Origin of the sequence: Wenzhouxiangella sediminis (genome assembly GCF_003410055.1) — a bacterium.
Classification (GTDB): Bacteria; Pseudomonadota; Gammaproteobacteria; order Xanthomonadales; family Wenzhouxiangellaceae; genus Wenzhouxiangella; species Wenzhouxiangella sediminis.
The window spans coordinates 15,608-27,399 of sequence record NZ_QUZK01000013.1; the positions used below are offsets into that span (position 1 = coordinate 15,608).

General features: G+C 59.6%; 8 protein-coding genes and 1 tRNA gene. 5 read left to right on the plus strand and 4 right to left on the minus strand.

What is annotated here, in order from left to right; genetic code table 11:
* Nucleotides 1–9: 9 nt before the first annotated feature.
* On the minus strand, nucleotides 10–1,875 hold the full coding sequence (locus DZC52_RS02500; protein WP_116649539.1) for a sensor domain-containing protein: 1,866 nt from the start codon (nucleotides 1,873–1,875) through the stop codon (nucleotides 10–12).
* Between the two features lie 544 nt (nucleotides 1,876–2,419).
* Between DZC52_RS02500 and trpE the strand changes: the two genes are divergently transcribed.
* Genes trpE through trpC form a run of 4 tightly spaced genes read left to right on the plus strand, consistent with a single transcriptional unit; the run spans nucleotide 2,420 to nucleotide 6,306 of the window.
* Complete coding sequence (gene trpE, locus DZC52_RS02505) at nucleotides 2,420–3,895, plus strand: anthranilate synthase component I (protein WP_116649540.1); 1,476 nt, start codon at nucleotides 2,420–2,422, stop codon at nucleotides 3,893–3,895.
* The gene (locus DZC52_RS02510) at nucleotides 3,892–4,476 is read left to right on the plus strand and encodes an anthranilate synthase component II (protein ID WP_245960743.1); all 585 of its coding nucleotides are present in this window, start codon (nucleotides 3,892–3,894) and stop codon (nucleotides 4,474–4,476) included. Before trpE ends, DZC52_RS02510 begins: the two co-directional genes overlap by 4 nt.
* Nucleotides 4,477–4,486: 10 nt before the next feature.
* The gene (gene trpD, locus DZC52_RS02515) at nucleotides 4,487–5,506 is read left to right on the plus strand and encodes an anthranilate phosphoribosyltransferase (protein ID WP_116649541.1); all 1,020 of its coding nucleotides are present in this window, start codon (nucleotides 4,487–4,489) and stop codon (nucleotides 5,504–5,506) included.
* A complete protein-coding gene (gene trpC, locus DZC52_RS02520; RefSeq protein ID WP_116649542.1) occupies nucleotides 5,503–6,306 on the plus strand; it encodes an indole-3-glycerol phosphate synthase TrpC in 804 nt (267 codons plus the stop codon). Before trpD ends, trpC begins: the two co-directional genes overlap by 4 nt.
* 140 nt (nucleotides 6,307–6,446) lie before the next feature.
* Here the strand turns inward: trpC and DZC52_RS02525 are convergent, their stop codons facing one another.
* The gene (locus DZC52_RS02525) at nucleotides 6,447–8,462 is read right to left on the minus strand and encodes an ATP-dependent nuclease (RefSeq protein ID WP_181918735.1); all 2,016 of its coding nucleotides are present in this window, start codon (nucleotides 8,460–8,462) and stop codon (nucleotides 6,447–6,449) included.
* 243 nt (nucleotides 8,463–8,705) lie between these two features.
* A tRNA-Ala gene (locus tag DZC52_RS02530) sits at nucleotides 8,706–8,778 on the minus strand.
* 344 nt (nucleotides 8,779–9,122) lie between these two features.
* On the opposite strand from DZC52_RS02530, the gene DZC52_RS15930 reads away from it, so the two are divergent.
* Entirely contained in the window at nucleotides 9,123–10,352 is a 1,230-nt protein-coding gene (locus tag DZC52_RS15930) for a DNA cytosine methyltransferase (RefSeq protein WP_116649544.1), read from the plus strand.
* Between the two features lie 13 nt (nucleotides 10,353–10,365).
* Here the strand turns inward: DZC52_RS15930 and DZC52_RS02540 are convergent, their stop codons facing one another.
* A complete protein-coding gene (locus tag DZC52_RS02540) occupies nucleotides 10,366–11,607 on the minus strand; it encodes a hypothetical protein (protein WP_116649545.1) in 1,242 nt (413 codons plus the stop codon).
* Nucleotides 11,608–11,792 lie beyond the last annotated feature (185 nt).

Genomic DNA, 11,792 nt, shown 5'->3' on the forward strand with positions numbered 1-11,792 from the left:
ATTTCCGACCTACCCGCCGTCTCCCCGGCCGGAATCGAAACGGTAACGGTTGCGCCCCGCCGACTTGGCCGCGTACACCGCCCGGTCGGCCCGGCGCAGGATGCCCTCGGCGTCGGTGTCGCAGCCGGCCTCGCACAGGGCGATGCCCAGACTCGACGAGACGCGCACGATCCCCGACTCGACGCGGATGGGAATGCGCACCGACTCGAGGATGCGCTCGAACACCGACTCGCCCTGCGGCTCGCGCAGGATGATCAGGAACTCGTCGCCGCCCAGGCGGCACACGGTGTCCTCGGCGCGGACCAGTTCCTGCAGCCGCTGCGCCACCGTCTTGAGGACGTGGTCGCCGGCATTGTGGCCGTAGTGGTCGTTGACCGGCTTGAACTCGTCGAGATCCATCATGCACACCGCGAAGGTCGCGCCGGATCGCTGCGCCTGGGCGACGGCGTGGCGCAGACGCTCGTCGGCCATGCGCCGGTTGCCCACGCCGGTGAGCGGGTCGTGATTGGCGATCTTGCCCAGGCGGTGCTCCTGCGCCTTGCGCAGCGTGATGTCGGTCATCAGCGTCACGTAGTGCGACAGGCGGCCCTTGTCGTCGTGAACGGCCGAGATCGACAGTTCCGCCGGAAAGGTCTCGCCGTTTCGCCCCCGGATGAAGACTTCGCCGTTCCAGTGGTCGTCGGCCTCCAGGCCCGAGCGGATTCTTGCCGTGAGGCGCTCGCGGTCCTTTTCGGGCAGGAGCCGGTCGGGCTTTTTCCCGCGGATAGCCTGGCCGACGTAGCCGGTGAGCCGCTCGAAGGCGCCGTTGACGTCGCGAATCGAGCAGTCGATGTTGCTGATGATGATGCCTTCCTGGCTGGTCTCGAACACGCTGGCGGCGGTGCGCACGCGCTCGAGCGCCTGGTGCAGCTCGGTGATGTCGCGGATGTGCCCGTGCCAGGTGATGCTGCCGTCGGGCTGGCTCGACGGCGTGGCATTGCCCTCGACCCAGCGAAGGCCCAGCTCGGGGTGCCTGACCCGGTAGACCATATGCCAGGTGGTCAGCGCTTCGGCCGAGCGCTCGATCGATCGCGACACCTCGTCGAGGTCGTCGGGATGAATCGCGGCGAAGGCGGGCCCGGAATCGGCGACCACCTCCTCGGGGCTGCAGCCGAAGATCTCCCGCAGCCCGTTGGAGGCAAACGGAAAGTGCGAGCTGCCGTCGGGGCGCAGCCGGAACTGGTAGATCACGCCGGGCACGTTGCTCGACAGCTCGTTGAAGCGCTCCAGCCAGTCATCGCGCTCTTCCTGGGCGCTGCGCCGCGAGGTCACGTCCAGGTGCATGCCGAACATCCACTCGGGCCGGCCGTCTCGCGTGCGCGACATCACCCGGCCGCTGTCGTGCACCCACACCCAGTGCCCGGCCTTGTGGCGCAGCCGCATTTCCATTTCGTAGTGATCAGATTTGCCGCTGAAGTGCTGCTGCAGGCGCTTGTTGCACTCGACCAGGTCGTCGGGGTGGGCCAGCTTCTTCCAGGTGTCGATGGAAACCGGCTCGAGCTCGCCCAGCCGGTAGCCCGCGATTTCCGCCCAGCGCTCGTCGTAGCGGGTCTCGCCGGTCTGGACGTTCCACGCCCAGGTGCCGGCGCGCGAGCCGCGCAGAATGTGCGAAAGCCGCTTGCTGCGCCTGTGGTACCGGCGCTTGCTCCGATTGACGACCAGCAGCGCTCCCGAAAGCGCGACCAGCAGGATCATCAGCAGGCCCGGCGTGGCGACCAGCACAGGCACCCGCTGCCAGGCGTCGGTCCAGGCAAGGTCGGACGTGGCATCGGCAGCATCGGCCGCCGGCGCCAGCACGCCCCCCAGGAGAGCAAGGATCACGAGCGCGAATCGCATTCGCGGCTCCACAGGATGAGTGGTCAAGGCTGGATCCCCCCGTCGACCGCCCGGCCAGCCACCGAGCAATCATCATTCAAGCCAACTACGAGCTGATTTTGCTCGGAATTCGCTCCCATTCTAGGGAAGATCGATTCCGATGGCATTGATATGCCGCAATTTTAAGATCATTGCCCCACCGAGCCCCTTCGCGCCCAACCGACGCAAAGCGTCATCCCCGAACCCGGAACCCGACGCAAAGCGTCGTCCCGGACCCCGATCCGGGACCTTCCAATCGAAGCCGCCACGCGATGGAAGGCCCCGGATCAAGTCCGGGGCGACGGGTATTGCTCCCTGAAACCGACGCACAGCGTCGTCCCGGCCCCCGAGCCGGGACCTCCCAACCGAAGCCGCCATTCCATGGAAGGCCCCGGATCAAGTCCGGGGCGACGGGTGTTGGTTCCTGAAACCTGAAAACTGAAATCCTGAAACCTAGGCCCGTCGATAGCCAGCCAATGCCCCGCCGCTTACAATACCCCGCCTGCCCCGAAAGACTAGAAAAGCCGTGGATTCCCAGCGCTTCCAACAACTCGCCGACGAGGGCTACAACCGCATCCCGGTCTGGCGCTCGATCGCCGCCGACCTGGACACGCCCCTGTCGGTCTACCTGAAGCTGGCCGACGGGCCCAATGCCTTCCTGCTGGAATCGGTCGAGGGCGGCGAGAACTGGGGCCGGTATTCAATTATCGGCCTGCCGTGCCGCCGCGCCTGGCGCGCGACCGGGCGCAAGCTAGAAGCGCTGGAATACGGCCGCGTGATCGGCACCCGCGACGACGTCGACCCGCTCACCGAAATCGACGCCCTGGTGCAAAGCCGCAAGGCCCCCGAACTCGACGAGTTGCCCGGCTTCGCCGGCGGCCTGGTGGGCTACTTCGGCTACGAGACCGTCGCCCACCTGGAACCCAAGCTGGACTTCTCGGCGAAGCCCGACGAACTGGGCGTGCCCGAGATCCTGCTGCTCGAAGCCGAGGAACTGGCCGTGTTCGACAACCTGGCCGGCCGGCTCAACCTGATCGTCAACGCCGACCCCGAAGAACCCCGCGCCTACGACAACGCCTGCCGCCGCCTCGACCAGCTCACCCATCGCCTCCGATGCGGCTCGCCCGGCTACCCGCCGGCGCCCGAGACCGCGGCCGGCGAAGAAGACTTCCGCTTCGGCTTCTCGGAAAACGACTTCAAGGACGCGGTCGCGCGCATCAAGGAATACATCCTCGACGGCGACACCATGCAGGTGGTGCTGTCGCAGCGCATGAGCGTGGACCTGGCCGCGCGCCCGCTCGACGTCTACCGGGCGCTGAGAAGCCTCAACCCCTCGCCCTACATGTACTTCTTCGACTTCGAGGATTTTCAGGTCGTCGGCTCCTCGCCCGAAGTGCTGGTGCGCGTGTCCGACCGCGAGGCCATGGTGCGGCCCATTGCCGGCACCCGCCCGCGCGGCAAGACGCCCGAAGAAGACCGAAAGCTCGAAGAAGAACTCAAGGCCGACCCCAAGGAACTGGCCGAGCACCTGATGCTCATCGACCTGGGCCGCAACGACATCGGCCGCATCGCCGCCACCGGCACGGTCGAGTTGACCGACCGCATGGTGATCGAAAGATATTCCCACGTCATGCACCTGGTCTCGGAAGTCCACGGTCAACTGGACACCGACATGAGCGCTATTGATGTTCTGCGCGCCACCTTCCCGGCCGGCACGCTCTCGGGTGCGCCGAAAGTGCGCGCTATGGAAATCCTCAACGAACTCGAGCCGGTCCGCCGCGGCGTCTACGCCGGCGCGGTCGGCCACCTGGACTGGCACGGCAACGCGGACCTGGCGATTGCCATCCGCACCGCCATCGTCAAGGACCACACCCTGCACCTGCAGGCCGGCGCCGGCATCGTGGCCGACTCCGACCCGCAGGCCGAATGGGAAGAAACCATGAACAAGGGCCGCGCGCTGATCCGCGCCGTGGCTGAAGCCGGCGGAGGGCTGCACCGATGAAGGTGCTGATGATCGACAACTACGACTCGTTTACCTACAACCTGGTGCAGTACCTGGGCGAGCTGGGCGCGGACGTGCACACCGTGCGCAACGACGCCATCGACATCGCCGGCATCCGCGAGATGAACCCCGACCGCATCGTCCTCTCGCCGGGCCCGTGCACGCCCAACGAGGCCGGCGTGTGCCTGGCCGTGGTGAAAGAGCTGGCCGGCGAATACCCCATCCTCGGCGTCTGCCTGGGCCACCAGGCCATCGGCCAGGCCTTCGGCGGCGAGGTGGTGCGTGCACGGGAAGTCATGCACGGCAAGGTCTCGCACATGCACCATACCGACAAGGGCGTGTTCGCCGGCCTGGGCAACCCTTTCGAGGCCACCCGCTACCATTCGCTGATCGTCGCGCGCGAGTCCCTGCCGGACTGCCTGGAAGAGACCGCCTGGACCGAGAGAGGCGGCGAGCGAGACGAGATCATGGGCTTCAAGCACAAGGAACTGCCCGTCGAGGGCGTGCAGTTCCACCCCGAATCGATCCTCACGCGCCACGGCCACGAGCTGCTCAAGAACTTTCTGGACCAAAACCAATGAAGACAATCCGATGACCGCCATCAAGCAGGCCCTCAACGAACTCGCCGAAGGCCGCGACCTCGAAGGCGAGCTGATGCGAGCGGCCATGCACGAGATCATGGCCGGCGAAGCCGACCCGGCCCAGGTCGGCGGCTTTTTGATGGGGCTGCGCGTCAAGGGCGAAACCCCGGTCGAGATCGCCGCGGCCGCCGAAGTCATGCGCCAGGTCGCCCAGCGCGTCGATATCGACCGCGAAGGCCTGACCGACATCGTCGGCACCGGCGGCGACGGGGCCTCGCTGTTCAACGTCTCCACCGCCTCGGCCTTCGCCGCGGCCGCCGCCGGCGTGCGCGTGGCCAAGCACGGCAACCGCTCCGTATCCAGCAAGTCCGGCGCGGCCGACGTGCTCGAGGCCGCCGGCTGCCGGCTCGACCTCACGCCCGAACAGGTCGCCATACTCATCGACGAGCTCGGCGTCGGCTTCCTGTTCGCGCCGCAGCACCACACGGCCATGAAGCACGCCATCGGCCCGCGCAAGTCGCTGGGCTTAAGAACCCTGTTCAACCTGCTCGGCCCCCTGACCAACCCGGCCGCCGCGCCCAACCAGGTGCTGGGCGTGTTCTCGCCCGAGCTGGTCCTGCCCCTGGCCGAGGTGATGCACGCCCTGGGCAGCCGCCACGTCATCGTCGTCCACAGCCACGATGGCCTGGACGAAATCTCCATCGCCGCGCCCACCAAGGCCGCCGAACTGAAAGACGGCGAGATCCGCGAGATTGAGATCCAGCCCAACGACTACGGCATCAAGCACGACAGCCTGGCCGAACTGCAGGTGGCCGACGCCCTGGAAAGCCTGGCGATGGTCAAGGCTGCCCTCGGCGGCGAGGCGGGCGCCGCGGCCGACATGGTCGCGCTCAACGCCGGTGCCGCCATCTACGTCTCCGGCCGCGCCGACAGCCTGGAAGCCGGCATCCAGCAGGCCAAGGACATCCTCGCCACCGGCGTCGGCCTGGAACGCCTCGAGCAATACGCCAACCGGAGCTATGCCCTGTGAGCTCGGACATCCTCAAGACCATCCTCGAAGCCAAAGAGCAAGAAGTCGAACGCCGCCGCTCCGACCGGCCGCTCGACGAACTCAAGGCCATCGTCAAGGACCTGCCGCCCTGCCGCGACTTCGCCGGCGAGCTGAGAACCCGCGCGGCCGCCACCCAGGACGCCGTCATCGCCGAGGTCAAACGCGCCTCGCCCTCGGCCGGCATCATCCGCCCCGACTTCGACCCCGAAGCGATCGCCAAGAGCTACCAGGCGGGTGGGGCCACCTGCCTGTCGGTGCTGACCGACGAGGGCTTCTTCGGCGGCCAGTCCGCCTTCCTGGTCGAGGCAAGAGCCGCCTGCCGCCTGCCGGTATTGAGAAAGGACTTCATCATCGATCCTTGGCAGGTCGTCGAGACCCGTGCGATTGGGTCGGACGCCCTGCTGCTGATCGTTGCCGCGTTGAACGACGACCAGCTGGCCGAGTTGTCCGAGCTGGGCAAGGAGCTGGGGCTGGCGGTGCTGGTGGAAGTGCATGACGAGGAGGAGATGGAGCGGGCACTCAAGGTGCCCGGGGACCTGGTGGGGATCAACAACCGGGACCTGCACCGATTTGTCACCGACCTGGAGACTACGCTACGGTTGGCGCCGATGGTGCCTAAGGATCGGTTGGTGGTTTCGGAGAGTGGGATTCATGGCCCTGAAGATATTAAAAAGCTCCAAGATGGAGGGATTGGGGCGTTTTTGATTGGGGAGGCGTTTATGAGGGTGGAGGAGCCGGGGGAGGCACTTTCGAGTTTATTGGGCGCGCATCAAGCGTAGGTGTTCCTAGGTAGGTGGTTTAAGTCCTTCCTTCCACCCATACGCAAATTCTGCAGTCGAGGTTACTTGCGAGGGCAGAAGTGAAAATGCCATATCGCGCACCGCTCCTCGACAGCCGTTGCTATTCGTTTGAAGACGGTCTATTCGAGAAGACCTTGTAAGTCCAAAATAGTTTGTCGAAGTGGTTCTACTAAATCCGGCTCGTATATTGATTTTTCAGAAATCCATCGCGCAAACTCAACTTTTGATTCCGGCGTGGGTTTGGTGATGTAGATCTTCCAGCTGGCGCCGAAATCTTCACTAAAGATTGTGTCGAAGATCTTTTTGAAGCAGTTGGCGTCGGCTCTAAGTTCATCATAAGGGCTTGACGTCGGGATATAGGCTCCATCATTAAACGCTCTCAAACGAGTTTCCCGACTAAAAAGGTTCTCTAAAACCAGCGGCCTAAATGAAGCTGGAATCTGAAGTGAGTTCATCGCTGTATTAAACTCATGGGTTGGGGGTAATCGGCACCAATATGTCTGATTGGCGCCATTTAGAACCCATTTCCCGCCCGGAGCCAAATGCCCAGTATTCCAAAGAGCCCTTCCTGCGTTGTCGTTATCGACTAAAATGAAAATCTGTCTTTGTCCACCAATTTCTATTAGCGGCTTCCCCCTTTGTGATAGCGCCTCCATGTTTTTTGTTCCCTCACAATCAACGACATCAAAGGGCAGGTCGTTGCCAATAAAGATCTGCCATGCAGCTTCGACTATGATGGAGTCCGATTCGCCTTCGACGAAGAGTAGTGGACGCTGGGCATCATCCAATCGTTGCCTTAATAATTGAGTATGCTCCTTTAACGATTGAACCTTTGCGTGAGATTCCCGTAAGTGGAAGCTGATGACAGGTAGATGTGGTGTTTCCCCCATCAACTCACCTGGCAGTCGATCGGGATCAAGTCCGTGTATTTCTGTAGCTACCGTTGTGCCCTCTTTTTCCCCAGAGTCATCTCTATGGACATAGAAGCGTTTTGTTTGTTTTTCATCCAGCGAGAAGAATGCAGCGCTGTGGCTGGTTAAGAATATCTGCTTATTGGGAGTGCGGGCGTAGTCTAAAAACCTCTGCGCTTCGGATATGGCGTTTGCTAGTTCAAGAGAATTTTCGGGCTCCTCAAAGCCCCAAATATGAAAATCTTGCTTCCCGCGGTCTGAAAGAAAGGATAGGATCGCTGGAATATGCTGTACTTGAACGCCGTCGCCCCTCTGCAATGTCAAAGAGTAGGAGCCGCCGTGGCTTCCCTTCGTCTCGAAATCAAGGCTTCGAAAGAGGTCTGTCAGATCAGCCGGGGGTGCTATTGCGCTGTCAAGCTTGAGGGCAGAGCGCAAGCCGCTACTCAGATCGGAGGTTTGCTGACGGAGTTCGTTGGAGAATCCATCTAATGAATTTAAGAATGTATCTTGCTGTGCTAAAACGGCGTAGACGCGTCCAAGCAAGGTCTCGAAAATTGCCCGATCTTTTATCGCAGGTATGTAGTGAAATCTTATCTGATTGAGGAAGCGCGAAAGATAATGTCTACTTCCATCGGGTACAGACGTTTCAATATGAGGGTCTACTTGTTTAGTAATGCTCCATTGTTTTTTTACGTAGAAGGAATCTCCCAATGATTTCCTATAGTTTCCCGGCGTATTGAAAACAATTTTCACGTAGACAAATTTTTTGGCGCCAGGATTGTCCTGGGTGGCTATCCGCCTTGCATGGCAAAGGTCTCTATCGAAGTCAAACGGGATCTTAGGGTTAGTGTTCTCATTAAAAAAGAGATTTAATGCTCTAAGAAAATTGCTCTTTCCCGAGTCATTGCGCCCAAAAAGAATCGATAAATCCTCTAAGCCGCTGAGTCGTTGTTTGTATATTGAGCGGAAATAGGCAACTTCTACGCTGTCTATAAGGTTCATACTGCCTGCCCTTCGGCCAAGTGCACATGATCGCCCTGCGACGGCACTTACATTGCGCTCAACCCGGTTTGCCAACGAAATATAGAATTGTTGCCAAAACTGTGCCTGAAGCGAACCTAAAACGCAAAATCTAGAAAAGGCTTCAGAGTCCAGCGGAAGAACCTGGGCACCGTGAATTTCCGGCGGATCTAGCCTCTGATTGGGCAGACGAGGCCTGCGCATCAGTGGATTCTGGCAAGCCGCGCCAAGAATCCAGTGGATTAACCAGGAATAACCAGGACACCCACGATTTGCTCGGACCACCAGTTTATAGTGCTGAGAGGACAGGGGTGTCCTACTAATCGGGAGGCTGCTGGGCTCATGGGAATCAGGGTATACACCGCACTGACTTACTATGGGTAATAGAATCGGGTCAAATACTGAAAGAGCCTCGCCGCCCGATTTCGGAAGGTGGCGAGGCTCTAAAATGCTCGGCGGGACTCGAACCCGCATCTAACCGTCAGCTAAACAGTTGCTTTATCCATTAAGCTACAAGCGCATGCACAGTATAATGACAATGAGAATCATTGTCAATAGCGTGCGCCCGAAAAAAGTCCGGGACGCAAAAGCAGAAAGGGAGAAAACGGAGATACCCGCGGTCTTCTCCCCTGAGTCGGCCTCTTCGTAGTGTTCTGAACCCAGTGCGGCTATGTGCGCGATCATCCGGGATCCGCGGCGACGTGGAGAGGGTTTCGACGCGGAATTCCATCACACTCGGGAAGGTCTCGTTTTCTGAAAAATCGAATGAGAACTGATATTATATACAGTTATAGCGTTCGAATTGGGGCGGCATAATGTCACATTGGCCGAAATCGACCAACGAATCGGAAAGGGAGTCCGGCAGTGACCGTCATTAGTCTCTACACAGGTGCCGGGGGCTTGGACTACGGTTTCGAGGCAGCTGGCTTTGAGACCGGGGTTGCCGTAGAGAACGATCGGGCTTGCTGTCAGTTCCTGCGGCTTAATCGTCCCGAATGGCCGGTGATCGAAAGAGCCATTGGGGATGTTCCCTCCGCAGAAATTCTCGAGCAAACCGGCCTTCAACCGGGGGAGCCCCAAGTCCTGATCGGGGGGCCGCCTTGCCAGCCCTTCTCGAAATCTGGGTATTGGGCGTCCGGTGATTCGAAGAGGCTAGATGATCCACGGGCCGACACTCTTACGCAATATCTCCGAGTCCTTCGAGATACCCTACCTGAGGCGTTTCTATTGGAGAACGTTCAAGGGTTTGTTTTTAGGGGAAAAGATGAGGGCTATCGCTATTTTCTGGAAGGCGTGGAAGAGATAAACCGGCAGGCTGGCACTAACTACGTAGTCCACACTTGCGTCCTTAATGCAGCGTCGTTTGGTGTCCCGCAACTTCGGGAACGCGTATTTCTTATTGCCTCTAGGTACGGGTACTCGTTTAAATTTCCAAAGCCTTCTCATGGCCCTCGCGACGATGCTGCTGTGGCTGAGGGGCTTTTGGAGCCCTATCGGACCACCTGGGATGCTTTGGCGGACATCGATCCGAACAATGATGATCCGGCTCTCCAAGTTGGCGGCAAGTGGGGAGAGCTACTTCCAACGATCCCTGAAGGTCAGAACTATCTTTGGCATACCGACCGAGGGGGTGGAGTTCGCCTTTTCGGATGGAGGCGTCGTTTCTGGGGATTCCTTCTCAAGGTTGCCAAAACCCAACCGACTTGGACGATCCAGGCACAGCCCGGCACGGCTACCGGACCATTTCACTGGCGGTCCCGCCGCTTTAGCCCGACCGAGCTTTGCCGTCTACAATCCTTTCCAGAGGGATTGCGTTTTGAATGCTCGCAACGGGAAGCTCAGCGGCTTCTTGGGAACGCAGTTCCTTCTCTGTTAGCTGAGGTACTGGCTAGCGCCATGCTGGAACAATTCTTTGGTGAGCAACTAGGTGGCGCACCACACCTCTTGCGGCCCGTACAGCACCCCACCCCCGCGCCTGAGTCTCCCGCGGAACTCCCGGCGCGCTATTATGACCTTGTCGCAGAGCACGACGACCACCCAGGAGAGGGGCTAGGTCCTAGAGGCCGTTTGCGTAATGCCGCAGCAAACGGATAAGCTGAGGAGCGGTTTATTTCTTCACCAGCGCTTCTAAGATTTCCTTGGGATCATCGGTCCAGCGCTCGTCAACGCGAACGTTGTTCGCCAGCCGCCCCTCACATTTTTGATGTTCGTCGAGATTTTCCGGAAGAACGTAACGAAACTCCCATCGCTCCTCAACGGCGTGAAGGCACGCGGCCAAAACGTCAAAATCTTCTGGCTGATAGTACCGAGAGCACGGATTCCCTTTCGCTGCCCGAGTGCGCTGAAAGTCTACCTTGGCTGATCCGTCTGCATAGCGTTTGCGTGAAACATTCTTGCACTCGATGGTGATGGGCCTGCTACCGCGATACCGGAGTTCGATATCCGGCGCGCCCTCATCGTCGAGAATGCGGCAGTCCTCGACCCCGTCGATGATGCTCAACGCTTTGTGGAGGTGCCGCTCCGCAACCCAGCCTCGAACCGCCATTTTCAGGCGGCGAGCTTCTGAGATAAGATCGAGAACCTCTTCTGCCGACATCTGAAACTCTTGCGCTAAGGCATGTATGTGCTTAGGATCGTGAGCATCTACACTCGCTCCTTCTGCCAGGCCAGGGGGAACTAATAAATCGTCTGCTTTTCTATCTCCGTACCGTTCAGCTAAGAGCATTCTATGGCCTGGGTCTTCGCCGCGACTTTCTCGCTCAAATCGTACGTAGCGCAGGAAGGAGCCCTCAAAACCGCCTACTAAGGTCTGCACGCCAAAAACGTCCCCGCTCGTAACTTCTGAGTCCGCGCGCGGGCCTACATTTTCCCTTTCCCAAGCGTGCCAGCCCGTGCGCAATATCTCATCTACTTCCCGCTGCTTAAACTCTATGGAGATGAAGAGTTTTGTGGGGTTATAGAGGACAGGATCCAACCCAACGAAAAATCCAGTCTCTGGGCTAATCCCACAAAGCAAAGTGGTATAAAGCTCTGCTGGGTCTTGCCATAGATCAATGATCTTTGCCTCTCCCCGTTCCTTCTTGCCGTACTTCAGTTGAAAACGCCATTCGTCTGGAGGCCGGTTCTTGGTCTCCTTCTGGTTTGCGTAGGCAGGATAGATCACGACGCCCATTCGTTCCCCGAACGGTGTCTCAAAGGTAATGCGGAAGGGAACTCGATCGGCGCTCGTATGAAAGAGGATCTGGCAGCCTGAGCGATTGAGGTCCGCAAGGATGAAATTGAGAAGCGGTTGCCGACTCGCTTTCTGGACCCTGTACTCTACGTAACCATTCAGGTCGCTCACCGGCATATTGAATCTCCTCGGCGATCGTAAAGCCTTTAATTCTAGACGAAGGATCCCTGGGGAAAAACTAGGACACCCACGATTTTCCTGAATTCTTTTGCCGGCCCCGTTCAGGCAGGGCCCAGCGAAAAACCAGGACATATATGGACGCCTCCGGTCTGTCAACCTGATGAGGGATACGGTTCGCGGAC

Bases quoted from the DNA above. Each gene is read 5' to 3' on its own strand.
- DZC52_RS02500 (WP_116649539.1), bottom strand. From the start codon at position 1,875: ATGCGATTCGCGCTCGTGATCCTTGCTCTCCTGGGGGGCGTGCTGGCG.
- DZC52_RS02510 (WP_245960743.1), top strand. From the start codon at position 3,892: ATGAAGGTGCTGATGATCGACAACTACGACTCGTTTACCTACAACCTG.
- trpD (WP_116649541.1), top strand. From the start codon at position 4,487: ATGACCGCCATCAAGCAGGCCCTCAACGAACTCGCCGAAGGCCGCGAC.
- DZC52_RS02525 (WP_181918735.1), bottom strand. From the start codon at position 8,462: ATGCGCAGGCCTCGTCTGCCCAATCAGAGGCTAGATCCGCCGGAAATT.
- DZC52_RS02540 (WP_116649545.1), bottom strand. From the start codon at position 11,607: ATGCCGGTGAGCGACCTGAATGGTTACGTAGAGTACAGGGTCCAGAAA.